Below are 26,623 nucleotides of genomic sequence, written 5' to 3' on the forward strand. Positions count from 1 at the left end.
GGCTTGCCTGCGACTAGATCGCAGAAGATGAGACATGCTTTGCTTCCCGCTCTCGCCGGTCTGCTCCTGTCCGCTTGCGACACGACGACTTCGGCCCCGCTTGCAGACCAGTCGCCCGCCGAGGCGCTGGCCGAGTGCCGCGATCTCGGCTTTGCCGACGGTACAGCCGAAATGCAGAAATGCATCGACGCCGACTCTCGCGCCGAGCGCCGGGTGCTGATCGACATGGAAACCTACGGCACCTTCTGATCGCCTTCCCCCGGGTGAACCAAGTCCAGTGTCAGGTTTTAATTTGACTTGAGAATTAAATCGCGAAACACTTCTCCCAAGGGTGGGGAAGCAGCATGTTCATCGGTCTTGATCTGGGAACCTCGGGCGTGCGCGCCCTTCTTGTCGACGACGAGGGAGCGCCGCGCCACAGTGCTGAAGCCCGGCTTGCCGTAACTCATCCCAAATCCGGCTGGAGCGAACAGGACCCGGCTGACTGGATTGCCGCGGCCCGCGCCGCCGTGGTCGCGCTCGCCGCGGACAGGCCGGCGGACATTGCCCGACTGCGTGGCATCGGATTGTCGGGGCAGATGCACGGCGCGACCTTGCTGGACGCAAACGGCGGAGTGCTGCGCCCCTGTATCCTCTGGAACGACACCCGCAGTCACAGGCAGGCCGCGCGGCTCGACGCGCTGCCGGGCGTGCGTGAACGGTCGGCCAACATCGTCTTTCCCGGGTTCACCGCGCCCAAGCTCGCCTGGGTCGCCGAGGAGGAGCCCGAGATCTTTGCGCGTGTCGCAACGGTTCTGCTGCCCAAGGATTACCTGTCTTTCTGGCTGACGGGGCGCCGCGTTTCAGAGATGTCCGACAGCGCCGGCACCGCTTGGCTCGATGTCGGTGCGCGCGCCTGGTCGCCCGATCTGCTGGCGCAGGGCGGGATGCGTCGGGACCAGATGCCAGACTTGCTGGAGGGAACCGACATCGTCGGCCCGGTCCGGGGCGATCTGGCGCGCGATCTGGGCTTGCCCGAGGATGTGCTGGTCGTGGCTGGTGGAGGCGACAATGCCGCCGCGGCCTGTGGCGTCGGCACGCTGACCGAGGGCGATGGCTTCGTGTCGCTTGGCACCTCGGGTGTCCTGCTGACGGCGCGTGACGGTTTTGCTGCGGCACCCGACAGCGCGGTGCACACCTTCTGCCACGCGGTGCCGGGGGCGTGGTACCAGATGGGTGTCACGCTTGCAGCCACCGACAGCCTGAACTGGCTCGCCCGCGTCACGGGAGAGACGCCCGCCGCGCTGACGCGTGCGCTTGGCGAGGATCTCGACGAGCCGGGCTGTGTCCGCTTCCTGCCCTATCTGTCGGGAGAGCGCACGCCCCACAACGACAGCGCGGTACGCGGTGCCTTCATCGGACTCGAGATTGCCACCGGGCGGGACGATCTGACTCGTTCGGTGCTCGAAGGGGTCAGCTTTGCCCTGCGCGACAGCCTGCTCGCGCTTCAGGCCAGCGGCGCGACGCTGGATCGCCTGCTCGCCATCGGCGGCGGGGCGCAGTCGCGCTACTGGGTAAAGCTGCTGGCGACCGTGCTCGACCTGCCGATCGATCTGCCTGAGAAGGGAGAGCTCGGAGCCGCCCTCGGAGCCGCCCGTCTCGCCATCTGCGGCGTCACCGGCGCCGCGCCTGCCGAGGTCATGACTAAACCGCTGATCTCTGAAACCGTCCTGCCCGATCCCCGGCGCAGCGCCGCCTACCGCGACGCGCACGCCGCCTTTGCCCAGACCTATCCAGCATTGAAGGCCATGCCATGACTGACAGCTATTTCTCCGATATCGCGCCCATCGCCTATGAGGGAGAAACCAGCGACAACCCGCTTGCCTTCCGCCACTACGACCCGGACCAGATCGTGATGGGCAAGCGGATGGAAGACCAGTTGCGCTTTGCCGTCGCCTATTGGCACAGCTTCGCGTGGGAGGGGGGCGACCCTTTCGGCGGTCCGACGTTCGAGCGCCCCTGGCACCCACAGGACGATATGGAGCGCGCCCGTATCAAGGCCGATGCCGCGTTCGAGATGTTCGATATCCTCGGCCTGCCGTTCTTCTGCTGGCACGACGCCGACATCCGCCCCGAAGGTGCGACCTTCGCCGAGTCCTTGCGCAACTTCGAAGCGATCATCGACTATTTCGGCGAGAAGATGGAGAGCCGCAGGATCGGCCTGCTCTGGGGCACCGCAAACATGTTCAGCCACCGTCGCTGGATGGCCGGCGCCGCCACCAATCCCGATCCCGACGTGTTCGCCTGGTCTGCCGCCACGGTGAAGACCTGCATGGATGCGACCCATCGCCTGGACGGGCAGAACTATGTGCTCTGGGGCGGGCGCGAAGGATATGAAACCCTGCTCAATACCGATATGGGCCGCGAGCTGGACCACATGGGCAGATTCCTGAACATGGTCGTCGACTACAAGCACAAGATCGGCTTTCAGGGCGCCATCCTGGTCGAACCCAAGCCGCAGGAACCCTCCAAGCACCAGTACGATTACGACGCCGCCACCTGCATCGGCTTCCTGCGAAAGTATGGCCTTGAAAACGAGGTCAAGCTGAACCTCGAACAGGGCCATGCCATCCTCGCCGGGCACAGTTTCGAACACGAGATCGCCGTCGCCACCGCCGAAGGCATGTTCGGTTCCATCGACATGAACCGAAATGACTATCAGTCCGGCTGGGACACCGACCAGTTCCCCAATAACGTGCCCGAAGTAGCTTTGGCCTACTATCACATCCTCAAGGCGGGCGGCTTCACCACGGGCGGCACCAATTTCGACGCCAAGCTGCGCCGCCAGTCCCTGGATGCCGAGGATCTGATCGCCGCACATGTCGGCGCGATGGATGTCTGCGCGCGGGGCCTCAAGGCCGCTGCCGCGATGATCGAAGACGGCAGGCTGGAAACGGCGCAGCGTGAGCGCTATGCGGGCTGGGACACCTCGGCGGCGCAAGCGATGCTCGACAGCGATTTCGACAGCATCTTCGCGCGCGTCCTGTCGGGCGACGTGATCTCCACCCCCCGTTCTGGCCGGCAGGAGCGGCTGGAAAACATCGTCAACCGTTTTGTCTGACGTCCTGCATCGCTTCGCGGCGGCGCTTCTGGCGGCTTGTGCGTTCACCGTGCCAGCCACGGCTGAACCGTTGCCGGTCGCGGATGCCGTCTTTGCCGACCACAGCCGCGAGGAGATCACGCTGGGGCGGCTGCTCTACTACGATCCGATCCTCAGCGGCAATCGCACCGTGTCTTGCGCCACCTGCCACCATCCCCGGTTCGGCACGTCCGACGGGCTGTCGTTGGGGTTGGGCGATGGCGGCACCGGACTGGGCCCCGGGCGCCGCATCGACCCTGAAAACCCGCCCGAACAGCGCATCCCCCGCAATTCACCGGCGATGTTCAACCTGGGTGCGGAAGAATTCATCCGCTTCTTTCACGACGGCCGCCTCGAATCCGATCCCTCCCGCGCCTCGGGTCTGCGCACGCCGTTGGGAGCCGACATGGAACAGGGCTTTGCTTCGGCCCTCGCTGCGCAGGCGATGTTCCCGGTGCTGTCTCCCGACGAGATGGCGGGGCATTACTCGGAAAACGATGTCGCCCAGGCGGTGCGGCAGGGGCGGCTGACCGGGCCGGGCGGTGCCTGGTCGATCCTGACCGACAGGGTCGCGGCGATCCCCGAGTACCGCGCGCGCTTCACCGACGTGATCGGCTCGCGCCCGATCGCGTTTGCCGACATCGCCAACGTGATCGCAGCCTTCGTCGCCTTCGAATGGCGCGCCGATGACAGCCCGTTCGATGCCTTCCTGCGTGGCGAGGCCGGTCTGCCCGTGCCCGCCATGCGCGGTCTGCGTCTTTTTTATGGGGCGGCGGGCTGTGCCACCTGCCATTCCGGGCAATTCCAGACGGATCACGATTTCCACGCCATCGCCATGCCGCAGCTGGGTCCCGGCAAGGCTGCGCGGTTCGAAAGCCATGCGCGCGATGTCGGGCGGATGCGGGTCACGGGCGATCCTACGGACGCCTATCGCTTTCGCACGCCGAGCTTGCGCAACGTGGTCCACACCGCGCCCTACGGCCATTCCGGCGCCTTCGCGACGCTTGAAGCGGTGCTGCGCCACCATTTCGACCCGGTGGCGAGCCTGATGGGCTTTGATCCGGCGCAGGCGGTTCTGCCCGTGGGTGACCTTGCGGGCGACGCGGCGCAGCCGACCCCCGACCGTGCCGAGATCGCCGCAGCCAATACACTCGCGCCCTCTCGTCTGACCGAGGCGGAGTTGGCCGATCTCATCGCGTTTCTCGACGCTCTGACCGATCCGCGGAGTCTTGCGGGCCGGCTCGGCATTCCGGCCACCGTGCCCAGTGGCCTGCCGGTCGATCAGTAGGGCCGCGCCACAAGTGCCGCACCGCTGCGCAGCACCCGAACGCGCCTGTTGACCGGAAGATCGACCCAGCTCGACACCGTTCCGTCCGGCCAGAACACGCGCACGCGGACCACGGCCTCGGTGCCGATCCCGAAATGCTCGCCGACCGAGACACCGCCCGCATGGCCGCCGCCCACGGTGACTTCGCGTACGAAATGCAGTTGACCGGCGCGCAGCTCGATCCAGGCGCCGATGCCGCTGATGTTCGGCCCGTGCTGGGACAGCGACAGGCTGACCCAGTTGCCCCCGTCGCTGGTGACGTTCTGCCAGACTTCCAGCGGTGCGCGTCGATTGTTGACGATGACGTCCAGCAATCCGTCTCCGTTCAGATCGACCAGCGCGCCGCCGCGCCCGCGATGCAGGCTGGCCAGCCCGGCCCGGGCACCGGCCTCGACGAAGCGCCCGTCAGGCTGCCCGAGCAGCAGGTTATTGGGGTCATCCATGGCGCTGTCAGGCATTTGGTCGACATTTCCCTTTGTGATGAACACGTCGTCGATCCCGTCATTCTGAACGTCGCCGAAGACCACGTGCCAGCCGGTCGACGGCCGTCCGTCGCCCCCGGTATAGGGCCGGTGCGCTGTGCTGCCGCGGTCGAACGGGACATCGGCGTAGGTGGGCAGGTCGGTCTGGGTCAGCCGTTGCAGGCGCTGATCGCCCATCGAGGTCAGGAACACCTCGGGCAACCCATCGCCGCTGAGGTCACGCGCAGCGATCCCCATGCCCCAGAGCCTGTGCGTGCGCCAGCCATCCGCCTCGGTCAGCAGGCGCGGCTGCGTCTCCATCGCCCACATCTGCTCCTGTCCATCATCAACATAATAATGGCGGTCATTGCTGATGCGCAGATCAGCGCGTCCCTGTCGGCCCCAGTCGCTGAACAGCATCGACAGGGCGCAATGGCCCGGCGTCAACGGCAGCGGCGCGCCATAGGTGCCGCCATCCGGGCGATACAGCAGGTTGGCGTCGCAGGCGCGGAACGGACCTTCCGGATCGGCGCGGTCGACATAATTGCCGAACGCCAGGGTCGGGAGTCGCGCTTCGCGCTCCCAGGTGGCGGAAAAGGCGGTGGTCCAGCGGTCACTGCTGGTGAAACCGATGTCGTCGAGGCTCGTGAACGTGCAGCCGGGTCCGCCGCGGAGCAGCAGGTTCTCGCCCGCGCGCAACACCACCAGATCCTGCCAACCGTCTCCGTCGATATCCAGCGGATAGGCCCCGATGACCGCGCGCAGGCGCAGCGGAACGGGCGTCGCCTCCTCCAGGTGGATCGCGCCCCCCGGCGTCGAGCGGTTTGCAAGCAGCACCGCTTCGCTTGCGCCCCCGGCAGCGAACACCTCGCCCAGCCCGTCGCCGTCGCAGTCCAGAACCGCCACGCCGCCACCGACGAAGTGTTCCCAGCCGCCGGAATAGACATGGGCGGGCACCTCGACCGGGGCGAAGGCCGGCCCGGCCAGAACCGGGGTGCACGTGAGCGCTGCGATCAGCGCGACCGCCTCAGGCCGCATTGTCGTCGAGCCCCGCAAGCGCCAGTTCGGACACGTTGTCCAGCGCATAGGCCGCAGCCCCCCGCGCCCACATCAGATCCCCCCACTTGTGGATCACCACCTCGGGCGGCGCCTTGTCGATCTGCACGATCGAGTTTCGCATCGCCGCGATGACCTCGTCGGCGTAGAGATGGTCGAACCGCATCTGTTCGCCGGCAAGGATGATCAACTCGGGATCGAAGATGTTCACGAGGTTCGCCAGCCCCAGCGCAAACATCCGCCCGGCGCGCCCGACGATGCTGCGCGCCGTCGCATCGCCCGTCCGCGCGGCGGACAGCAGCGCCTCGATCCGGGCGGCGGGCGGCGCGGTCGGGTCGTCGCCAGGCACCGTCATCGCCTCGCGCAGCAGCGCGTAATCCGCGACATAGGCCTCAAGGCACCCGCGCTGTCCGCAACGGCACAACGCCCCGTCCAGATGCACCTTGGTGTGGCCGAACTCGGCTCCGCACCCGCGCGTGCCGCGGTAAAGCTCGCCGCCAATCACCAGCCCCATTCCGACGCCACTCTCGATCGTCACGACGATGAAATCCGAATGGTTCTGACCCAGCCCAAAAGTCTTCTCCGCCACCGCCACAAGGTTTGCGTCATTGTCGATGAAGACCTGACGCTCCAGCCGCCGCGACAGGATTGCGCCGAAGTCGACATTGCGCTCGGTCAGGGAGGGCGACCAATAAACCACCCCCTCGGCGGCCTGCACGATCCCCGCAATTCCGACTCCCACGCCCGAGATGTCCCGGATCGACCGCCCCGCGGTGCGCGCCAACGCCGCCACGGCGCGGGTGATCGCTTCAGCCATCCCGGCACAGGGCAGGGCGTCGCGTTCGATCGAGGTCTCCCATGTCGCGAGTTGGGTGCCTTCGAAGTCCAGCAGCACCAGAGACAGCTTGCGGTTGGATATTTTCACCCCGGCCACCAGCCGCGCAGCGCCGCGAATCTTCAGGTCGACACGGGGTCGTCCGCGGCGCGTGTCGGACTCGCCGCCGGGGCGGTCGATCTCCTCGATCAGCCCGTTCTGGAGCAGTTCGGCGGTGATCGTCGTCACCGTTGCACGGCTGATCCCGGTCTGGTCCGCCAGTTCGATACGCGGGATCCTGCCGGCTCGCCGGATGTGTTTCAGAAGAGCGCGACGCCCGTATTCTCTCGCCAAGACAGCCACTTGCGACTTTCCCACCCAGCCTGCCAAACAACCCGTCAGGGCCGCTGATGACCGGCGCTGGCACGTTGAACCTCGGTGATCCGCGCCGGTTCCTTCCAGCCTAGGCGATTTAATTTGATTTTCAAATTTAAATACTCCACCCTTTTGAAACGCACACCGCGCTTCAGAACAACAATGGCGGTGCGGACACAGTTTTGGAGGAGCACACATGAAATTCTTTGCAACCGCCACGGCGGTCATCGCGGGTGCCGTTCTGGGGACGGCATCGCTCGCCGAGGACCTTGTGATCGGGGTCAGCTGGTCGAATTTCCAGGAGGAACGCTGGAAGACCGACGAGGCGGCCATCAAGGCCGAGCTGGACGAGCACGGCGCGACCTATATCTCGGCTGACGCGCAAAGCTCCTCCGCCAAGCAGCTTTCCGACATCGAAAGCCTGATCGCGCAGGGGGCCGACGCGCTGATCATCCTGGCACAGGACGCCCAGGCCATCGGCCCGGCGGTGCAAGCCGCGGCGGACGAGGGTATCCCGGTGGTCGGCTATGACCGGCTGATCGAGGACAGCCGCGCCTTCTACCTGACCTTCGACAATGTCGAGGTTGGCCGGATGCAGGCCCGTGCCGTGCTCGAAGCCGCGCCCAAGGGGCGTTATGTGATGATCAAGGGCTCGCCCACCGACCCGAACGCCGATTTCCTGCGCGGCGGCCAGCAGGAAGTTCTGCAGCCAGCCATCGACGCGGGCGACATCGAGATCGTCGGCGAGGCCTATACCGACGGCTGGCTTCCCGCCAATGCGCAGCGCAACATGGAACAGATCCTGACGGCGACCGATAACGGGGTCGATGCGGTGGTCGCCTCCAACGACGGCACCGCGGGCGGAGTCGTTGCGGCGCTGACCGCGCAAGGGATGGAAGGCATCCCGGTCTCGGGGCAGGATGGCGATCACGCCGCGCTGAACCGCGTCGCCAAGGGCACCCAGACCGTCAGCGTCTGGAAGGACGCCCGCGACCTTGGCCGCGAGGCCGCCCGCATTGCCGTGTCCATGGCCAAGGGCACCCAGATGAACGGAATCCAGAATTCCGAACTGTGGACCTCGCCCGCTGGAACCGAGATGAACGCGGTGTTTCTCGCTCCGCAACCGATTACCCGCGACAACCTGAGCGTGGTGGTCGATGCCCAGTGGATCACCAAGGACGCGCTGTGCCAAGGCGTGACCGACGGTCCCGCTCCCTGCAACTAAGCCAAGACCACTCACGCGTGACAGTCCCGCCCCGGCCAGACCGGGACGGGGCGACCGCCCTCCGGCAACCGCCCACGCCCCGCAGGACATGACATGACCAAGTCCGATACGGACCCAGCACCGGCGCCGCGCCGCAAATCCGTCATCCAGGCTCTCGACCTCGACCTCCGCCTGCTCGGCATGGTGGGCGCTTTCGTGGTGCTTTGCATCGGCTTCGACCTGATGACCGGTGGCCGGTTCCTGACGCCGCGCAACATCTTCAACCTGACGATCCAGACGGTTTCGGTCGCGATCATGGCCACCGGCATGGTCTTCATCATCGTGACGCGCCATATCGACCTCAGCGTCGGGGCGCTGCTGGCGACCTGCTCGGCGGTGATGGCCATGACCCAGACCGAAATCCTGCCGAACATGCTGGGGCTGGAGCTCGGCCATCCGCTGATCCCATGGATCGCGATCCTCGCGGGGCTGGTGACCGGCACGCTGATCGGTGCGTTCCACGGCTACCTGGTCGGTTATCTGATGATCCCGGCCTTCATCGTGACGCTGGGCGGTCTGTTGGTCTGGCGCAACGTCGCCTGGTACCTGACCAGCGGCAAGACGATCGGTCCGCTCGACGAGACCTTCCAGAAGTTCGGCGGGATCAACGGCACTCTGGGCGCGACCGGGTCGTGGATCGTCGGCGGATTGGCCGTGGCGGCCGCGGTCTATGGCCTCTTCGCCGCGCGCCGCAACAAGCTGCGCCACGGAGTCGCCGTCAAGCCGCTCTGGGCCGAGGCGGTGCTGGCCTCGCTCGCCGCCGTTGCGATCCTCGCGTTCGTCGCGGTGCTCAACGCCTACGAGGTGCCGACCCGCAGGCTCGAACGTCTTTTCGAGGACCAGGGGCTGGTCATGCCCGAGGGTTATACCCAGTCCTATGGCATCCCGATCTCGGTGCTTCTGCTGATCGCCATTGCCATCGCCATGACCATCCTCGCCAAGCGCACCCGCTTCGGACGCTACATCTTCGCCACCGGCGGCAATCCCGACGCTGCCGAACTGAGCGGCATCAACACCCGCTGGCTGACCGTCAAGGTCTTTGCCCTGATGGGCGCGCTCTGTGCGATCTCGGCCGTCGTCGCCTCGGCCCGGCTGACGAACCATTCCAACGATATCGGCACTTTGGACGAGTTGCGCGTGATCGCCGCTGCGGTCATCGGAGGCACGGCGCTGGCCGGTGGGCTGGGCACCATCCATGGGGCGATCCTTGGCGCGCTGATCATGCAATCCCTGCAATCGGGTATGGCGATGGTCGGCGTCGACGCGCCGCTTCAGAACATCGTCGTGGGGGCGGTGCTGGTCGTGGCGGTCCTGATCGATATTCTCTATCGCAAGCGCACCGGGGGCGGCTGAACATGGATTGCAGATTTCAGACAAGGGCGCCGACATGACTGGTTCGGTCCAGACAGAAGGGCAGCTGCCGCTGGTCGAGATGCGCGACATGTGCATCAGCTTCGGTGGCGTGCAGGCGGTCGATCACGTCAGCGTCGACCTCTATCCCGGTGAAGTGGTCGGGCTGCTGGGCCACAACGGCGCCGGCAAGTCGACGCTGATCAAGATGCTCTCGGGCGCCTACCGTCCCGACAGCGGTGCGATCTTCATCAACGGCGAAAAGGCCGAGATCCACAACCCGCGCGATGCCCGTCGCTACAACATCGAAACGATCTATCAGACACTTGCGCTGGCTGACAATCTTGACGCCGCCAGCAATCTGTTCCTGGGGCGCGAACTGGTCACGCCGCTGGGGCTGGTCGACGACGACGCGATGGAAAGCGAGACCCGCAAGATCATGGCGCGGCTCAATCCGAACTTCCAGAAATTCGCCGATCCGGTCTCGGCCCTGTCCGGCGGGCAGCGCCAATCGGTCGCCATCGCTCGCGCGGTCTATTTCGACGCCCGCATCCTGATCATGGATGAACCGACCGCTGCGCTCGGCCCGCACGAGACCCGGATGGTGGCCGAACTGATCACCCAACTCAAGGCTGAAGGGATCGGGATTTTCCTGATAAGCCATGACATTCACGACGTGATGACGCTCTGCGACAGGGCCAGCGTGATGAAGAACGGCAAGCTCGTCGGCACCGTCAACGTCGCGGATGTGACAGATGACGACCTGCTCGGCATGATCATCCTGGGCAAGGCGCCCGGCGCTGTCGAGGCCTGAGGCGCCATGACGCCGGCCGAGGGCCGCTTTCTGGTCGCGGATGTCGGGGGAACGAATACGCGCATCGCTTGCTTCGACCCGTCACGGGATCTTGGCCGGATCGCCCGCTTCGCAAATGATGATTTCGACCGGTTCGCGTCTGTGCTGGACCGGTTCGTCGCCACCAACGGGCTTGCGAACCTCGCCGGTTGCGCAATCGCGGTGGCCGGACCGGTGCGGCCGCAGAGCGCCCGCCTGACCAACCGGGACTGGCAGTTCAGCCCGACCGGGATCGCGCCGCACCTGCCCGGCGTGTTGCCGGAGAGCGTCTTCCTTCTCAACGATCTGGCGGCGCTCGGCCATGCTTTGCCATCGCTCGACGCGGGGCAGGTCGAAGACGTCCGTGCGCCGTCCGGGGATGACCCTGCCAACGATCAGGCGCTGGTGGCGGGGGTAGGGACCGGGTTCAACGTGTGCCTGGTGAAGGGCGCGGACACGGTTCTGGAGGCTGAACTGGGCCATGCCAGCCTGCCCGTCGTGCTGGCCGATCTGCTGCACGCGGAAATCGGTACCGCGTCCCGGCAGTTCGTCACCTATGAGGCGCTGTTTTCCGGGCGCGGCTTGTCGCACCTGTTTCGTATCCTTTCGGGCGGGGGGACGATGGGTGGCAATGCCGTTCTCGCCGCGTTCGAGGCAGGCGACAACGAAGCCGCCACGCGCACGGTCGAGCTGGCGGCGCGTCTCTTGGGCGTGCTCAGTCGCGAGCTCGTCTATCAGTATCTGCCTTTCGCCGGCATACATTTCGCGGGCGGCGCTGCCCGCGGCATCCTGACGTCGCGCGCGCGCGATGCATTCCTCTCTGCGCTGGATGCGCCGGGGCTGTTGTCGGACCGGCTGGGCGATGTCCCGATCCGAGTCATCACGGACGACGCCGCGGCGCTTGGCGGTGCGGCGCGGGTCCTGGTTCAGAGGCTGGAAGCGGCGACGCGGCGCGCTCAGTAATCGCGTTCGAAGAATAGGCCGAGCGAGGTTTCCCCGGTGTTGTCCACCGACCCCTTGACCGTGAAATTGTCGGTCAGATCGAGGTTCAGGTTCACCTCGGTATTGCCTTCGGTGTTGATGTTGACGTCCGTATAGACCCCATCGGCGATATACTTGCCGACGCCGACCTGCGCGCTGCCGGTATCGTCGGTGCCGATGTCGAACGCATCGACGCCGAGCCCCTCGCGCGCGGACTCTCCGACACCACCGCCACCGCCGCTGAGCTGTGCCAGGGACGCGGCCAGCTGCGCCACTTTGAGCGGCGACAGGTTGGTGAACTGATCGCCGAATACCAGCATCGCCAGCGCCTCTTCGCTGGGGCGTTCCGGGTCGGAGTAGACGTTGACCTTCGGCGCGTTGAGCGGCCCGGCGATTTCGATCGTGGCATCCCCCTGCGAGGTGCTCGTGGTCGCCACGAACTCCATATAGGGCACCAGAGAACCTTGAAGCGCGACCAGACCCCGGGTCAGGTTCAGGCGCCGCGTCAGGATCGCCATTGTGCCGCGAACGAGATCGATCTGCCCCGATGGGATGACCTGCGCCGTGGTGCCACGCACCAGGATGTCGCCGTCAAGCTCTGCCTGCAATCCGCGTCCGCGCACGAAGATGCTTTCGGCGGTCACGATCCGCACGTCGAGACTGTAGACCGGCCCGCCGCTTTTGGTTTCACCGGTCGAGGTATCGATCAGCCCGGCCCATTCACGCGTCGCGCGCTCGGCCGCGGATTCACCGACATGCTGCATCGGTGGAATCGGGGCCGCACTGGCCGAGCCTGCCATCGTGGCGATGTTGATGTTGGTCTCGCCGATCAGGATCTCGCCGGCGATGGCGCCCGGACCGGCAAGTGCGCCGTTGAAGGTGATACGCCCATCGGCCGAGGAGTCGATCGAGACGTTATCGGTCAGGATCAAGCGCTGGAGGTCGACCACGATCGAGGCATCGAACGGCGGAGCCAGCGCGATCGGACCGCTGACCCGGATCTGTCCGCCCGCGGCGATCTGCGCGGTCGCGGAGACGTCGGCCGAGCCGTTGGCGAGCCCGATCCGCACGTCGAGGTCGTCCACCGCCTGGCGAATATCGGGGATCGCCACCGCGGCGTTGTCCATGGTGATCGTTCCGCTGAGGGACTCGGGGGATGCGGGGCCGTTCAGCGCCAGATCGAAGCGCGCGAGCCCTCGGATCGAGTTCGGCTTGATGAACTGGTTGGCGGCCCCAACCTGCAACTGCCCCGTGGCGGTCATGTCGGCTTCCATCGTCGCCTGGTCGAACGTGCCGGACACGTCCGCGGTGACACTTGCAGGACCTGTCGCAGAGGTATCGATCGTCCAGAGCGTATCTCTGCGCGAGGCGGTGCCCTTGGCGGTCAGGGTTCCCGGGAACTCCGGAACGAAGCGTTCGATCCGGGTCAGGCTGGCGTCGTAGGTCACGTCGATCGCGCCTTGCGCGTCCATCGTGCCCTGCAACTCGGCCGTCGAACCGGTGGGGCCGTTGACGCTGCTGGTCACCTCCCAGGCCTGGTCGACACGGGAGGCGACGCCGCGCGCCTTGACCGCCCCGACGATCTGCGGCACGAAACGTTCGACCGCGGCCACGGTGGCGTCATAGGTCACCTGTATCGTACCGTCCGCGTCCATTGAGCCGTCGAGTTGCGCAACCGATCCGGTGGGGCCATTGACGCTGCTGGTGACCTGCCACGCCTCGTCTACACGGGTCGCCACGCCGCGCGCCGTGACCGCGCCGACGATCTGCGGAACGAAACGTTCGACTGCGGCTACGGTCGCATCATAGGTGACTTCGATGCTGCCGTCGGCCTCCATCGCGCCGTCGAGCTTCGCGATCGACCCCGTCGGTCCGTTGATCCTGCTGGTGACCTGCCATGTTTCACCCTTGCGGCTGGCGCGGCCTTCGGCGCGGATCGCGCCCACGATCTGTGGCACGAAGCGTTCGACCGCGGCGAGCGTCGCGTCGTAGTCGACGTCGATATCGCCCTCGGGCGTCATGCTGCCATCCAGACGAGCCATGGACCTCTCGGGGCCATTGGCGCGGACCTTCGCGGTCAGGCCAGCCTCGGTCTGGGTCACGTCGCCCGAGAGGGTGACGGGGCCGCTGACGTCGGGAACAACGCGGGCGAGGTCATCGAGCCGGGCGTTGAACGTGGCGTTGAGATCGCCGCTTCGCACGGTGCCTTCGGCATCGGCGCTCAGCGCGGTGCCGGCGAGGTCGAAGGTGCGGATCTCGAGCCCGGTTTCGTCGCGCTTGGCGTCCAGCCTGAGACGCGTGGTGCCGGCGATCAGGTTGTCGACCTGCTCCATGCCAATGCTCGGGTCCTGCGCGGTCGCGGTCAGATCGATATCGAAACTGCCGGCAAGCGGTGACCCCTGTCCGGTGACGCTCGCCTCGACCGCGCCGGTCAGGTCGCGCCCGGCCAGTGCCGAGAACCGCGCGAGGTCGTCGGCGCGCACGGTGGCTGTGCCATCGACCGCGAAGCCGCTGTCGAGCCCGTCGATCCGGGCATCGACGGTGGCTTGGTAATTCGGTCCGCGCAGGCGGAAGGCCTGCAGGCTGAGAGCGGTCTCGTCCTGCAGATCAAAGCTGCCGTCGAGCAGAACCTGGCTGCCGACGGCCTGTTTCAGAGCTGGATCCTGCAGGTCGATCCCGCGCAGGGCAGCGTTTACCTGCCCGATGAGACGCATAGAATTTTGCTGATCGAGCGTGCCGCTGGCCGTGATTTCGGCGCGGGCAAGCGCGAGGTCCGGGCGGCCCAGGCCGTCGACCCCCAGTCTCAGGGTCCAGCCGTTGTCCTGTGACGTGTCGAGTTGCGCGTCGATCGAGGCAGAGCGAATCGTGGTGCGCGGTTCGCCGATGGGAAGCACGACATCTGCACCGCTGGGCGGCTCGATGCGGCCCTGAAGCTGCACGCGCTCGACCACCCCGGCGCCCGATATGTCGAGACCGCCTGTCAGGTCCATTGCATTGGAGCGCACGTCGAACGTCTCCACAGCGATGCGCCCGTCGGATTCGGATCGGCCCTGCACTTGCAGGCGCGTGCCATCGCCGAAGAATTCGCGGTAGTCCTCGGCCAGAAGCGGGGTGATGTCTCCTGCGAGGTCCGCTTCGAACCCGATGCCCGGCGGCGACGCATCGTCTGCATCCGGGTCGGTCACGCTGGACAGGCGCACCTGCCCGGCGAGACGTTCCTCGTCGTTCGACGCGAGGGTGATGTCGGCGGTGAAATCGGTGACCGGGCCTTCGCCCTGGGCGGTCAGCAGGATCGAGGGACGATCGGGGATGCTCAGCACCTCGGAGACCAGACCGCCGGCGGCCTCGATCAGCCGCAGGTCGAGCGTGATGACGCTGGTCTCGTTGGCGAAGCCCGCGGTCAGGTCGAGCTGGTCGGTCGGCTTGTCCAGCCGGGTGATCTCGAGTCCCGAAGACAGCGTGCCGTCGGCGAGGCTCAGCGATCCGTCCACGGCCAGTTCGGCGGCGCGCCCGATCAGCGGCTCGCCCAGTTCGATACGGTCCACCCGCAACTCGCCGATTTCCACCGCGACGGGCAGTTCCGGCAACTGGAACGGTTTGGCTTCGGGCTCCGGCAGGTCCTCGGCGGCCTCGGTCGCGCCGGGTTTGCGCGCGACGATGATCTCGGCCGCGCTGAGCGTGTTGACCGAGAAGCGCCCGCGCACCAGGGCCAGGCGATTCCAGTCGAGCACCGCCTCGTTGACCGTCAGCCAGACGCCGTCATCGTCGGATACGGTGATCTGCTGGATCCGGGCTGCGCCGCTCAGTGCGCCTTCGAGTCCGACGACGCGGATATAGCGATTGTCGCCCGACAGGTTGTCCTGCAGCAGGTTGACGAGGAAGCCGCCGGCCTCTTCTTCATCCTGCGCCGACACCGGTGCCGCCGGAGCGATCGCAGCAAATAGCGCCGCGACGAGGAGATATGCCAGTAGACGCATCAGAATGCCTGTCCGATCCCGAGATAGAATTGCAGCCCGTCGCCGGTGTCGCCATCGACCGGCAGCGCGAGGTCCAGGCGCAGCGGGCCGAGTCCGCCAAGATCATATCGAACGCCAAGCCCCGCGCCGGAATGAAACGGAGAGTCGCCGTCGACGAACTGGCTGCGATCGATCGCGGCGATGTCGAAGAAGCCGACGACCGATATCGTATCGGTGATCTTTGTGCGCACTTCGGCCGACAGTGCCAACAGCGAGCGCCCGCCGACCAGCCCGTTGTTCACGGGGATGCCGAGCGATTCGTAGGGCTGACCACGGACGGTGCCCGCGCCACCAGAGTAGAAGAGGTATTGCGGCGAGATGTCCGCGAGGCTGGGTCCGACGACCGATCCCAGTTGCACACGCCCGGCCAGCACGACCCGGTCGTTGGCCCCGAACCCGAGGTAACCGCGCGCATCCGCGACGATGGAGGTGCCGGATTCGGTGCCCGACAGCCCGAGATAGGGCGTGAGCGTCGAGCGGATGAAGAAACCGTCGGTCGCGTTGACCTTGTTGTCGCGCAGATCCCATTCCACCAGCACCGGGAGCGGGATCATCTTGAACACGCGCCCGTCGCCGAAAGCGTCGTCTGAATCGTTCCACTCGGCCAGGATCGACGCTTCGGCGAAAAGCTGGTCCGAGAAGGTCCGCCGCACCCCGGCGCCGAGATAGGCCCGCGTCAGCGAATAGTTCGGCTGGTTGTCGCGGGACAGGCCGCCGAGATAGAACTGGTTGTCGTCCCCGCCGAAGCGTGCCGGTCGGTCGAGCCGGAACGAAATCGCTCCGTCGATATCCTCCTCGCCGCCGATGTTTCGCACGCGGGCGTCGAAGAGAAACCGCTCTGCATTGCCGAACAGGTTGCGGTGGATCCATTGGGCCGACAGTTCAACGCCGGTTTCGGATGCGATCTCGCCGCCCAGGGAAATGCGGCGGGGAGCCTGGTCCTCGACCAGTGCTTCGAAATCGAGCGTGCCGTCCGGGTTCGGGGTTTCGGCTTCGCGGATGCTGACCGTCGAGAAGGCACCGGTGCGGCGAAGGCGCGTGCCGACCCGCTGAACCATGGCGGGCGAGAATTGCTCGCCGCTCGGAAAGGCGGCGATCTTGGCGATGGCCTCGGGGCGGACGGCGGAATTCTGCGGTACGGTCAGGCGCCCGAAGCGCAGTTTCGGCCCCGGCAGCAGCGTGATGTCGGCGTCCAGCTTCGCCTGACTGTTGCGCGCGGTGATCTTCTGCGGACCGACATCGGCCTTGGCATGGCCGACGTCGCGCCAGCCCAGCACCCCGGCAGAGGCCGCGTCGCGCAGCACGCCGGTGGTCGCGGTCTCGCCGCTGCGAAACCCCTCCGGCAGGTCTGTGTCGGGTGCAACCGGTGCGATGCGCGCAGTGCCGAAGGTGAACTTGCGGCCGGGCTGCACCGTTATGGCGATCGTGTCGATCGACCGGGGTGGCTCGAGCACCGGGATCAAGGCCGCTTCGCGCCCGTCCACGCGGATCGTCACGACCGGGGCAAAATAGCCTTCGTCATACATGACCTGCACCAGCGTGCGGTAATCCGACAAGGCGGCGGCGATCAATTCCTGCGGCTTGGTCAGACCGTTGGATTCAGCCGACATGACCGAGGACGAGCCGGACAGTCGCTCTTCGACGTCCTCCGGCGCGCCGGGGGCCTTGAGCGTCGTGGTCAGGGCCATTGCGAGGCCGGGGGCGCAACAGAGCCAGAGCGCGAAGAGGCTGCGGCTGAGGCGGGTACGCCGACCTGCTGTGTTCATGTGCGAGGCTCCGTCTTGCCTGTTGACCGGGAGCGGTCTCGCGTCAGCGCGGTTGTCGACCCCGATATATCATCTCTCACGTTTCGTTAACTATCACGTCCGGCGTTTAAAAAAACACGAAATTGCCCTTGCGACGCTTCTTGGAGGCGGTGCCGGCACGACCGGACCGGGATTCAGCGCGCCTCGCGCCGCGCCATCAGCCGCGCGACGTCCAGCATCCGTACGGAGAATCCCCATTCGTTGTCATACCATCCGAAGACGCGCGCCTGGCGTTGGCCCGCGAGGCGGATTTCAGGACCCGCGATGACGAGCGATTCAGGCCGCGCGCGCAGATCGCCCGAAACCAGAGGCGCATCGGTCCAGCCCAGAACGGGCGAGATGCCCACCCGCTCGCGAAGCATTTGCGGGAAAACATCCTCGGCAACGTCATCGCGGGTGCGTACGACAAGATCCACCGCCGACACGCTGGCCACGGGCACCCGCACGGCGGCGCCGGTGATCCGCCCGGCGAGCTGTGGCAGCACCTCGTCCACCAGATGCGTGGCGCTGCTGGTGGTCGGCACCATGGACAGCGCCCCGGCCCGGCTGCGGGCGAAATCGTCGCGCGGGGCATCCACCAGCGGCTGGCTGTTGGTGTAGCAATGGATGGTCGTCATGTGCGCGTTTTCGACGCCCACCGAGTCATCCAGAACCTTCAGCAGCGGTGCAAGCGCGTTGGTCGTGCAGGACGCGTTGGAGACGATCCGGTGCGCGCCGATCTGCGCCTCGTTGGCGCCCAGCACCACGGTCACGTCCGCCGCAGGCGAGGGGCCCGAGATCAGCACCGACCGCGCCCCGGCACGGATCCCGCGATGCGCGACATCCGAACTGCGCGCGATGCCGGTGCATTCCAGCACCACGTCGACCCGGGCGAGATCGAGCCGGGTCAGGTCGTCCGAATGGGTGACCGGTATTGCATGTTCCCCGATCCGCAAGACGCCGTCGCTCGCGATGACCTCTTCGTCCAGCGGTCCGAATGTGCTGTCGTAGCGAAAGAGATAGGCGAGCATGTCGGCATCGGCGATGTCGTTGATCACCGCGACCTCGACGTCGCCGTGTTCGGGCCGGGTGAGGACCTGGCGCAGGATCGTGCGGCCGATGCGGCCAAATCCGTTGATCGCGATACGCATTGGGGCAGGTGTCCGGTGCGGAAATCAGTCAGGTCGTGGCGGTCAGCCGGGGCAGGCCATGTCGGCGTGATAGATCGCCCCGACATCCTGGCTGATCCGTCCGGGCACGACCTTGCAGCCGGTCGCCAGTTGCAGGGCGCGCACTGCCTGCGGGGTGCGCTGCGCGGCGGGGCCTCCGAACGGATTGAGGTTGTTGTTGTCGCGCTCGGCGACGAAGGCGTTGGCGCGGTCCGGCTCCGCGGTCACGGTCCATGTGCGGCCCATGACCTGAACCTGGGTGCTCTCGGGCGGATCGAACGGGTTCGTCGTCGAACACCCGGCGACGCCGAGGGCAAGGGCGGTCAGCAGGATCGGGGTTTTCATCGGCATGCGCTCCAAGACTGGCGGTCGGCCCGCGTGAAACCAGTGTTAGCCATTCCCGCCGCCGCCGCAAGGCCGCCGCGGGTCAGCGCCGGGACAGGCGCAAGGGCATGTGGCGGTTCACGTCCTTGTAGAGCAGGTAGCGGAACGGGCCCGGCCCACCGGCATAGCAGGCCTGCGGGCAGAACGCGCGCAGCCACATGTAGTCGCCGGCCTCGACCTCGACCCAGTCCTGGTTCAGCCGATAGGCCGCCTTGCCCTGAAGCACGTAGAGCCCGTGTTCCATCACGTGGGTTTCGAGGAAGGGAATGACGCCTCCGGGCTGGAAGGTGACGATGGTCACATGCATGTCATGGCGCAAGTCGGCGGGATCGACGAAGCGCGTGGTTGCCCAACGGCCTTCGGTGCCCGGCATTTCGGTCGGGGCCACGTCGGCATCGCGAGTGACAAGAGGGTCTGGTGCGCCCACACCGTCCGCGGCTTCATAGGCTTTCCTGATCCAGTGAAAGCGCGCCTCGGACCCGGCATGGTTGTGCAGCGTCCAGTTGCATCCGGCGGGCAGGTAGGCGAACCCGCCCGGCTCCATCACGTGCCGATCTTTGCCGATGGTCAGCGTCACCGCACCGTCGACCACGAACAGAACGCCCTCGGCCTCGGGGTCGCTCTCCGGCCGGTCGCTGCCGCCGCCGGCCGCGACTTCCATGATGTAATGCGAAAAGGTTTCGGCAAAGCCGGTCATCGGGCGCGCGATCACCCAGAGCCGGGTGGCGGTCCAATGCGGCAGGAAGCTGGTCGTGATGTCCCGCATGGTGCCTTTCGGGATGACCGCATAGGCTTCGGTGAACACGGCGCGATCGGTCAGCAGCTGGTCCTGCGGAGGGTGGCCTCCGGTCGGCGCGAAATAGAACTTGTCGGACATGGGGTTCCTCGGTTTGGAGTTGGTCGCAGTATGGGGCGAAAGGCCAGGACGCGGCTAGGCGTGGTCTTCAAGCAGGATTGTTAGCGGATTTTTGAAAATACCGGTCGCGCTGTGCAGAAAACATGGGGATGGCTCGTGTCGGCTTTGGACAAGAGCGCATCTGCCGTGTAACGATTTCCCGAGATTTGCTGTCACGAGGACTGTCATGAGACCATTTCCGATCGCCCTTTGCGCCCTCTTGATTCTGTCGGTCGCGCCTCAGGCGGGTTTCGCCAAGCCGCTGTCGAAAATCGTCGCGCAGGCGGGGCTGAGCCCGGAGGACTTCAAGATCATGTCCGCGACCGAAGACGCGTTGATCGCGCCCGCCCCGAAAGCGGGGCGAAATGCGACATGGGACAATCCGGAAAGCGGCTCGAAGGGCATCGTCGAAGTGACATCCGTGCGCGACGGGTGCGCCTATATCCGCCACGTGTTTCACCCCAAGGGCCGGGACGCGTCCGAAGAGCTGAAGTTCAGGAAATGCAAGGCATCGGACGGGGTCTGGCGGCTGACGCCCTGAGGCACTGGGGCGCGTGATCGTGCGGCGTCTCATTCTCGCCCTGGCTGTGATGGCGTCGCCGGTTTTGGCGGTGGCGCAGGGATGGGAGTTCAACACCTTCGACGATGGCTCCTATTTCAGCGCAGCGATCCGCACCGAGCCCGGTCCGGCCTTTGCGCTGCTTTGTGGCGAGCGCTCGCCACAGGGGCTGTCGCCCCAGCAGACCGGTAACATGGAGCCCGACATAACCCGGCCGGACAGTGTCCGCCTGTTCTTTGACGACGCGGCAATCAGCGGCTTTGACGGGGTGACGCTTGAGCGACAGGACGTTCTTCTGGTGGTCGGATCTACCGGATATCGGCTGCCCACGATCATTTGGGACGAGTTGTTCAGCGCCTGGCAGACCGACCTGCAGGCCAACGACCCGGTGTTCAATGTGATCGCCGCACAGCCCGAGTTCGAACTGCGCAGCGCAGACCGGTCGGTTGTCGTGCCGGCGAACGGCTTCGGGGCGGCCTTCGCGCAACTGACCGCGCATTGCCAGGCGATGTTCACGGCGATCGGCAAGCCGTGGGCCACTGTGCCGGCGGCCCAACCCTCCGCGCCAGTGCGGGCGGGAATGCGCGAGGTGGCCGAAGCGTCGATCCGTACCGGCTGCGGCGGGCCGGCGCAGCTGGACGCGAACGCCATCCTGACTGGCAATATCGACGGTGACGGTCGCGAGGACGTGGTGGTTGACTGGTCCGCGATCACCTGTTCGGGTGGATATCCGCGCCCGTTTTGCGGCGCCGCGATGTGTTCCGCGACGGTCTTCGTGAGCCAGGGGTTCGACGCAAGCGAAGGCCCGGCCGATCTTCTGGCGGCCGGGGTCAGGCTCATCGATCTGAACAACGGCAACAACGGGGTGGTGACCGGTGGATCGCTGTCGATGTGTCAGCAGCGCGGAACCACCAGCTGCGATTTCATCTGGTATTGGGACGGGAACGATTTACGCTTGATCGAGTGAGCGCCCGCGGTCACTCGTGGACGTTCTGCACCCGGTGAAAGATATGCGTGAAGGTGGCCGCGCCGAGGATCGGGATCACCAGGTTGACCAGCGGCACCGACAGCGGGATCGCCATCAGCGTGCCGGCCAGCCAGATCGTCCCCGTATTGCGTGCCCGCAGCTTGCGGGCTTCGACCCGCCCGACGCGCCGGATGGCCGCCAGGGTGAAGTATTCGCGGCCCAGGAGGAAGCCGTTCAGCGCCCAGAAGATGAAGGGCGCGAGCGGTGTGAAGATCACGTAGAGGATCAGCGCCAGCAGGTTCGCGAGGATCAGCACACCGAGGAACCCGACCGTGTCGCGCACAGCGTCGATGACCGGCACACCGGGCACCTCCGGCAGACCGGGATAATGTTTGTCCTCGACCGCCTGTGCGACTTCGTCAAGGAACATCGAGGTGATCGCCGAGGCCACCGGCACCATCAGGAACACCGACAGCACGATCATGACCAGAAGTGAGGTCCAACTCAGTACGTCGTTCAACCACGCCACCTGCCCGATGAAGGGCAGCGAGGCATCCTCGCCCACCAGCCAGCCAACAAGCGCCATGAACCCGACGCTGGCCGCGATCAGCAGGCCCAGCGTCAGGGCCACACCTGTCAGGAGGACGCGGCGGAAACGCGGGTCCCCCAACTGGGCGAGGGCCAGGGAAAAGGATTGCAGGATCATCTGTCGACCCAGTCGACGATCTGCGCGAGGTCCGGGCGCGGGCGCTCGGGCGGGGCGCTGCGTTCGGTGCCAATGTGGATGAATCCGGCGATGCGCTCGCCGTCGGTCAGCCCCAGCCCGTCCTCGCCGAAGGTGCGGTCGTGGCTGGGCCAGCCGCTCAGCCAGTTGGCGCCCCAGCCCGCGGCCAAAGCCGCGTTCAGCAATGCGAGGCAAACCGCGCCGCTGGAATAGCTCTGCTCGATCGCGGGGATCTTGTCGGATGGCTTCTGCACCTCGATCACGGCGACCGCCAGGTGACCCTGGTCGAACTGAGCTCGGCCCTTTTCGATGTCCTCGGGCGACTTGCCGAGCGCCTCCCCGCGCTCCTGCACGAGCCGCGCCAGCCGGCCGAAGGCCGCGCCCTTGATCACGATGAAGCGCCAGGGTTCGAGCTTGCCGTGATCCGGGCTGCGCGCCGCCGCCGTGAGCAGCGGTATCAGGTCGTCGCGCGACGGCACCGGGGGCGCGAGCGTCTTGGCCGGGCGCGAGCGGCGGGTCAGAAGAAAGTCGAGCGCGGCCGGATTTGCGTCAGGCATGGAACGGGCCCCTGTTGATGCGTCAGCCCTCCATGTCGGTGGTTTCGGGCCGAGTTTCAAGCGCGAACCGCCCCTTGGCAGGAGGGGTCAACCGGGACGCAGCTGCTGTGCCGCATCGCGCACGACCTCGCGCAGGAAGGTGTCGAACCGCTCGGAGGGCTGGCGCACGGCGAAGGTCTGGGCCATCGGGTCGGGCGCGGTGATGGCGCTGCCGGACAGCGCCTCGAGCGTGGCATGGCCGCAGAAAGGCACGTACATCTCGGAATAGCCGCCCTCGTGCACCAGCACCAGCCGCTCGCCACAGAGGTCGCGCGCAGCGTCCATCATCCGCAGGGTCATCTGGCGGAACGTGTCCGCCGTGGCCAGCATCCGCGCCAGCGGATCGCAGGCCGAGGCGTCGTAGCCGCAGGCGACGACGATCAGATCGGGACGGAACGCATCGAGCGCGGGGCGCACGATCTCGTCCATGACCGCGAGATAGGCAGTGTGTCCGGCCCCTGCAGGCAGCGGTATGTTGATGTTGAAACCTTCGCCGGCGCCGCGCCCCCGGTCACCGATGCCGCCGGTGTCCAGCGGGTAGTTGCCTTCCTGGTGCACCGAGATCGTCAGCACGTCGTCGCGGTCGTAGTAGATCGCTTCGGTGCCGTTGCCGTGATGCACGTCCCAGTCGATGACGGCGACCCGACCGAGGCCGTGGCGGGCCTTGGCGGCCTCGATCGCGATGGCGATATTGGCCAGAAGGCAGAACCCGTTCGGGAAATCGGGCAGGCAGTGATGCCCTGGCGGGCGCGACAGGGCATAGGCGTTGCGGTGCTGCCCGGTGAGGACCGAGTCGACCGCCGCCATCGCCAGACCGGCGGATTGCGCGGCGATCTCGAAGCCGCCCGACGCGAAGGGTGTGCGCAGCCCAAGCTGGCCGCCGCCGGCATCCGAGAGGGCCTTGAATTCGCTCAGGTAGGACTCGGGATGCACGCGCAGAAGATCGTCCCACGTGGCCGGGGCGGCGCCCCGCGCGTCGAGTTCGCGGGTCAAGCCGGTCACGTCCATCAGGTTCTTCAGACGCCGCTTGGTTTCGGGGTTCTCGGGAAGGCCGCCCGCGACCTGTGGCTGCACCAGCCCGCCCACCGGCAGGGTGAACACGTAGTTCCCGCCGGCGTGCCAGAAACACCGCTCATCCCAGTAAAACCCGGTCGCCATCAGGCCGTTCCCTTCTTGCTGTCCTTGAAAAAATGTTCCCGCCGCCGGCGAACACCCGTCATCCTCTAGTCCTGATCACGGTCCACGCGCAGCTGGTAGACGCCTTCCGGCAGGTCCAGGGCGGCCGCGAGGTCCCGGACCTGTTCGGGGGAGAGCGTGATCTTCTGCACCCGGTCGGTGCGCGGGTCGAATTGCTCGAGGGTCACGCATTCGGCGAAACTGTTGATGATCACGTCCTCCTGCAGGGGGGCCGCGCCGTCATCCACCAAGGTGATCACCGTGGAGTCGAATTCATGTTCGATCGAAAACATGGCCGTAGCCTGCCGCTGGCGGTGATCCTTTGCAAGCGCCGTTTTCGCGGCGTGCTGAATGGCACTGGCAGCCGGGCGCGCGCGCGCCTAGATATCGGGTCATGATTTGGTCAGTCCGTTTCAGAGCCCCTTTCCGCTTGGCGGCGCTAGGCGCCGCCCTGGTCACGCTTGCGGCCTGCGAGGTCGCGCCGATCACACCCGTTCCGGCGCCGCAGACGCAGGTGCAGGGCACGATCGTGCAGATGACGCCCGAACAGGCGGCGCGCAGCTTCACCGACGTCGTACGCGCCGTCGAGCCGGTCGCGGAGCAGGAATGCCGCCGCCGCAGCCCGTCGCTGAACTGCGACTTCCTGATCGCGGTGGATCGCAACCCGCGCGCGCAGCCCAATGCGTTCCAGAGTGTCGACCCGCAGGGACGGCCGGTGCTGACCTTCACGGTGTCGCTGATCGGCAGCGTGAACAACGCCGACGAGATGGCCTTTGTCATGGGGCACGAAGCCGCGCACCACATCGCCGATCACCTGTCGCGCCAGCGCCTGAACGCCGCGGCCGCCGCCGACATCTTCGGCAGTCTCGCCACCCTGACGGGCGGCGGCGCGGCGGATATCGCCACGGCACAGGAGCTGGGCGCGGCGGTCGGGGCGCGCGCCTATTCCAAGGAATTCGAACTTGAGGCCGATCAGCTCGGCACGATCATCACCTATCGCGCCGGGTTCGATCCCCTTGTGGGGGCTCAATATTTCACCCGGATTCCCGATCCGGGCGACCGCTTTCTGGGCAGCCACCCGCCGAATGCGGCGCGGATGGACGCGGTGGCGCGCACGGTGCGGGCGCTCGGCGGCTGAGCGGTCCCGCACGGTCGACGGCCCATTGACCTGCATCAAGGCGCCCAATTCTGTTTCCGATAGGCTCGGGAGAAGACGCGAGTTGGACAGGAGCCTTGCCAGATGCCGACGCCCGACAGGATCAAGCAGCATGCTGCATTGCTCGACAGGATGGCCGAAGCGGTGGGGGTCGATCTCGAAGGCGCGGTGATGTCGGGGCGGCTGCCGATGGACGATCTGGCGGACAGTGTGCTGCATTGTACCGACTGCGCCCGTCCGCAACTCTGCGAAACATGGCTCGAGAACAAGGTCGGGCGGCCACCGGATTTCTGTCTGAATCACGCGGTCCTGATCGGGCTGCGCGCAGGTGGCGACGCCCCCGAGGACAAGGAGACGACGCGATGCGGGTAATGGGCAAACTGATGGATCATGTCCGCCTCGTCGCGCGCATGGCGGGGGCGACACGGACCGACCTGGTCGCCGCCCATGCGCAGGGCGAGCTGACGCAAAGGGACTGGGCGAAGATGGTGCAGACATGTCGCCGCTGTGGCTGGTCTGATGAGTGTGCCGACTGGCTGGACTGCCACGAGACCGCCGAGTCGGCACCGGGGCAGTGCCCGAACCGCGCGGTGTTCGAGAGGCTTCGGACAGCGGCCCCGCAGAACGAAACCCAAGAGGCGTGAAATGGCCAGTATGTCAGTGACTTGCAGCGAAATCGAACGGCACTTCTGGCTGACCCGATCGGTCGCGCGGGTGATGGGCGTTTGCCTGAGCAAGGCGATGGCGCAAGGGCGGCTGAGTCCGGATGAGTATTGCGAGATGGTGACGCGCTGCCGCAGCGGGTCGTGCCGGGAGTCCTGCCAGCTTTGGCTGGCGTCCCGCACCGAATTGGCCGAAGAACCGCCGGAGGAGTGCCTGCATCGCGACGTGCTGAAACGCTTGCGGCAGGCCTGATCGCGCCGCGGCGGACCAGGGACGGGCCATGCAGATTTTCGAAGGCGTGCTGACCGATCGGGGCAGTCGCTACGCTGTTTCGGGCGGCGTCGCGCGCAGCCGGGAGGAGGCGCAGGATTTCGTCAAGCGCTTGTGTTCCAACCGGAAATTCGCCAAGGCGACCCACAACACCTGGGGGGTCCTGCTGGCGGACGGGCCGCTCAAGAACGATGACGGGGAGAGCGGGGCGGGGATGGTGATCCTGCGGATGCTCGAGCGCGAGAACCTGACCGATCACATCGTGGTTGTGACCCGTTGGTACGGTGGCCGGAAACTGGGCGGCGACCGGTTCCGGCGGGTGCAGGACGCGGTGCGACACTACCTCGATCACCGTGACGGGGCGGGCTGATCGGGCGATGCAGATCGCGTGCAGATCGCGTACATACCGCGTGCATACGCGAGTAGGGATCAGAGCCGGGAATGGGTGCCGTCACAGAGCGGACTGTTGTCGGTGTGCTTGCAGCCGCAGAAGAACACCTTGCGGTCGGAGTCGGCGGTGAACTTGACCGGGACGAAGTCCGTACCCTTGTGGCTGCCGTCGCAGAAGGGTTGCCTGGCGGATCGGCCACAGGCGCACCAGAAGTAGCTTTTGCCGGCGGTCACTTCGACCGGGTAGGGGGCCTTCTGGGCGATGATGGGGGTGTCGTCGGACATGCTGGCTGCTC

27 protein-coding genes are annotated in these 26,623 nt (G+C 66.4%); 15 read left to right on the forward strand and 12 right to left on the reverse strand.

Annotated elements, in window-relative coordinates; genetic code table 11:
- Window positions 1-27 precede the first annotated feature (27 nt).
- From JF290_RS07200 to JF290_RS07215, 4 genes are all read left to right on the forward strand, one after another.
- Entirely contained in the window at window positions 28-249 is a 222-nt protein-coding gene (locus JF290_RS07200) for a hypothetical protein (RefSeq protein WP_199024166.1), read from the forward strand.
- Between the two features lie 95 nt (window positions 250-344).
- The gene (gene xylB / locus JF290_RS07205; RefSeq protein WP_199024167.1) at window positions 345-1,796 is read left to right on the forward strand and encodes a xylulokinase; all 1,452 of its coding nucleotides are present in this window, start codon (window positions 345-347) and stop codon (window positions 1,794-1,796) included.
- Window positions 1,793-3,100 (forward strand): xylose isomerase, encoded by a 1,308-nt coding sequence (gene xylA, locus JF290_RS07210; RefSeq protein ID WP_199024168.1) that lies wholly within the window; start codon window positions 1,793-1,795, stop codon window positions 3,098-3,100. Before xylB ends, xylA begins: the two co-directional genes overlap by 4 nt.
- Window positions 3,093-4,406, forward strand: coding sequence for a cytochrome-c peroxidase (locus JF290_RS07215; protein ID WP_425503926.1), 1,314 nt, complete (start codon window positions 3,093-3,095; stop codon window positions 4,404-4,406). The genes xylA and JF290_RS07215 overlap by 8 nt, the downstream gene beginning before the upstream one ends.
- Here JF290_RS07215 and JF290_RS07220 read toward each other — a convergent pair.
- Both JF290_RS07220 and JF290_RS07225 read right to left on the reverse strand, forming a co-directional pair.
- Window positions 4,400-5,944 carry a CRTAC1 family protein gene (locus JF290_RS07220; RefSeq protein ID WP_199024169.1) on the reverse strand — a complete coding sequence of 515 codons (1,545 nt, stop codon included), beginning with the start codon at window positions 5,942-5,944 and terminating at the stop codon, window positions 4,400-4,402. The genes JF290_RS07215 and JF290_RS07220 overlap by 7 nt on opposite strands.
- Window positions 5,934-7,130 carry an ROK family transcriptional regulator gene (locus tag JF290_RS07225; RefSeq protein ID WP_199024170.1) on the reverse strand — a complete coding sequence of 399 codons (1,197 nt, stop codon included), beginning with the start codon at window positions 7,128-7,130 and terminating at the stop codon, window positions 5,934-5,936. The genes JF290_RS07220 and JF290_RS07225 overlap by 11 nt, the downstream gene beginning before the upstream one ends.
- A gap of 217 nt (window positions 7,131-7,347) precedes the next feature.
- On the opposite strand from JF290_RS07225, the gene xylF reads away from it, so the two are divergent.
- The 4 genes from xylF to JF290_RS07245 all read left to right on the forward strand — a co-directional run bounded on the left by xylF (window position 7,348) and on the right by JF290_RS07245 (window position 11,560).
- A complete protein-coding gene (gene xylF, locus JF290_RS07230) occupies window positions 7,348-8,376 on the forward strand; it encodes a D-xylose ABC transporter substrate-binding protein (RefSeq protein ID WP_199024171.1) in 1,029 nt (342 codons plus the stop codon).
- Window positions 8,377-8,469: 93 nt separating this feature from the next.
- A complete protein-coding gene (locus JF290_RS07235) occupies window positions 8,470-9,768 on the forward strand; it encodes a sugar ABC transporter permease (protein ID WP_199024172.1) in 1,299 nt (432 codons plus the stop codon).
- Between the two features lie 34 nt (window positions 9,769-9,802).
- Window positions 9,803-10,579 carry an ATP-binding cassette domain-containing protein gene (locus tag JF290_RS07240; protein ID WP_199024173.1) on the forward strand — a complete coding sequence of 259 codons (777 nt, stop codon included), beginning with the start codon at window positions 9,803-9,805 and terminating at the stop codon, window positions 10,577-10,579.
- Window positions 10,580-10,585: 6 nt separating this feature from the next.
- On the forward strand, window positions 10,586-11,560 hold the full coding sequence (locus tag JF290_RS07245) for a glucokinase (protein ID WP_199024174.1): 975 nt from the start codon (window positions 10,586-10,588) through the stop codon (window positions 11,558-11,560).
- Here the strand turns inward: JF290_RS07245 and JF290_RS07250 are convergent.
- From JF290_RS07250 to JF290_RS07270, 5 genes are all read right to left on the reverse strand, one after another.
- Window positions 11,554-15,555 (reverse strand): translocation/assembly module TamB domain-containing protein, encoded by a 4,002-nt coding sequence (locus JF290_RS07250; protein WP_199024175.1) that lies wholly within the window; start codon window positions 15,553-15,555, stop codon window positions 11,554-11,556. The two genes, JF290_RS07245 and JF290_RS07250, sit on opposite strands and share 7 nt — an antisense overlap.
- Complete coding sequence (locus JF290_RS07255) at window positions 15,555-17,360, reverse strand: autotransporter assembly complex protein TamA (protein ID WP_199024176.1); 1,806 nt, start codon at window positions 17,358-17,360, stop codon at window positions 15,555-15,557. The genes JF290_RS07250 and JF290_RS07255 overlap by 1 nt, the downstream gene beginning before the upstream one ends.
- 173 nt (window positions 17,361-17,533) lie before the next feature.
- On the reverse strand, window positions 17,534-18,529 hold the full coding sequence (locus JF290_RS07260) for a type I glyceraldehyde-3-phosphate dehydrogenase (RefSeq protein ID WP_199024177.1): 996 nt from the start codon (window positions 18,527-18,529) through the stop codon (window positions 17,534-17,536).
- A gap of 42 nt (window positions 18,530-18,571) precedes the next feature.
- The gene (locus JF290_RS07265; protein WP_199024178.1) at window positions 18,572-18,892 is read right to left on the reverse strand and encodes a hypothetical protein; all 321 of its coding nucleotides are present in this window, start codon (window positions 18,890-18,892) and stop codon (window positions 18,572-18,574) included.
- 82 nt (window positions 18,893-18,974) lie between these two features.
- The gene (locus JF290_RS07270) at window positions 18,975-19,808 is read right to left on the reverse strand and encodes a bifunctional allantoicase/(S)-ureidoglycine aminohydrolase (protein ID WP_199024179.1); all 834 of its coding nucleotides are present in this window, start codon (window positions 19,806-19,808) and stop codon (window positions 18,975-18,977) included.
- Window positions 19,809-20,013: 205 nt separating this feature from the next.
- Between JF290_RS07270 and JF290_RS07275 the strand changes: the two genes are divergently transcribed.
- Entirely contained in the window at window positions 20,014-20,367 is a 354-nt protein-coding gene (locus JF290_RS07275; protein WP_199024180.1) for a hypothetical protein, read from the forward strand.
- A gap of 49 nt (window positions 20,368-20,416) precedes the next feature.
- Window positions 20,417-21,352: a hypothetical protein gene (locus JF290_RS07280; RefSeq protein WP_233155191.1), complete on the forward strand. Its 936-nt coding sequence runs from the start codon at window positions 20,417-20,419 to the stop codon at window positions 21,350-21,352.
- Window positions 21,353-21,362: 10 nt separating this feature from the next.
- Here the strand turns inward: JF290_RS07280 and JF290_RS07285 are convergent, their stop codons facing one another.
- The 4 genes from JF290_RS07285 to JF290_RS07300 form a co-directional block, all read right to left on the reverse strand.
- Window positions 21,363-22,058: an EI24 domain-containing protein gene (locus tag JF290_RS07285; protein ID WP_199024182.1), complete on the reverse strand. Its 696-nt coding sequence runs from the start codon at window positions 22,056-22,058 to the stop codon at window positions 21,363-21,365.
- On the reverse strand, window positions 22,055-22,633 hold the full coding sequence (locus JF290_RS07290) for a nitroreductase family protein (RefSeq protein WP_199024183.1): 579 nt from the start codon (window positions 22,631-22,633) through the stop codon (window positions 22,055-22,057). Before JF290_RS07290 ends, JF290_RS07285 begins: the two co-directional genes overlap by 4 nt.
- A gap of 87 nt (window positions 22,634-22,720) precedes the next feature.
- The gene (locus tag JF290_RS07295; protein WP_199024184.1) at window positions 22,721-23,830 is read right to left on the reverse strand and encodes a class II histone deacetylase; all 1,110 of its coding nucleotides are present in this window, start codon (window positions 23,828-23,830) and stop codon (window positions 22,721-22,723) included.
- Window positions 23,831-23,895: 65 nt separating this feature from the next.
- A complete protein-coding gene (locus JF290_RS07300) occupies window positions 23,896-24,141 on the reverse strand; it encodes a hypothetical protein (RefSeq protein ID WP_199024185.1) in 246 nt (81 codons plus the stop codon).
- Between the two features lie 101 nt (window positions 24,142-24,242).
- Between JF290_RS07300 and JF290_RS07305 the strand changes: the two genes are divergently transcribed.
- From JF290_RS07305 to JF290_RS07325, 5 genes are all read left to right on the forward strand, one after another.
- Entirely contained in the window at window positions 24,243-24,986 is a 744-nt protein-coding gene (locus JF290_RS07305) for a M48 family metalloprotease (protein ID WP_199024186.1), read from the forward strand.
- A 102-nt stretch (window positions 24,987-25,088) separates the two neighbouring features.
- Window positions 25,089-25,376 (forward strand): DUF6455 family protein, encoded by a 288-nt coding sequence (locus JF290_RS07310; protein WP_199024187.1) that lies wholly within the window; start codon window positions 25,089-25,091, stop codon window positions 25,374-25,376.
- Window positions 25,367-25,648, forward strand: a complete 282-nt coding sequence (locus tag JF290_RS07315) for a DUF6455 family protein (protein WP_199024188.1) — start codon at window positions 25,367-25,369, stop codon at window positions 25,646-25,648. The genes JF290_RS07310 and JF290_RS07315 overlap by 10 nt, the downstream gene beginning before the upstream one ends.
- Before the next feature lies 1 nt (window position 25,649).
- Window positions 25,650-25,919 (forward strand): DUF6455 family protein, encoded by a 270-nt coding sequence (locus JF290_RS07320; protein ID WP_227362397.1) that lies wholly within the window; start codon window positions 25,650-25,652, stop codon window positions 25,917-25,919.
- Window positions 25,920-25,947: 28 nt separating this feature from the next.
- Complete coding sequence (locus JF290_RS07325) at window positions 25,948-26,307, forward strand: YigZ family protein (protein ID WP_199024189.1); 360 nt, start codon at window positions 25,948-25,950, stop codon at window positions 26,305-26,307.
- 59 nt (window positions 26,308-26,366) lie between these two features.
- Here the strand turns inward: JF290_RS07325 and JF290_RS07330 are convergent, their stop codons facing one another.
- Window positions 26,367-26,612, reverse strand: coding sequence for a CDGSH iron-sulfur domain-containing protein (locus JF290_RS07330; RefSeq protein WP_199024190.1), 246 nt, complete (start codon window positions 26,610-26,612; stop codon window positions 26,367-26,369).
- Between the last annotated feature and the right edge of the window lie 11 nt (window positions 26,613-26,623).

Source organism: Sedimentitalea arenosa, assembly GCF_016428585.1.
Lineage (GTDB): Bacteria > Pseudomonadota > Alphaproteobacteria > Rhodobacterales > Rhodobacteraceae > Sedimentitalea > Sedimentitalea arenosa.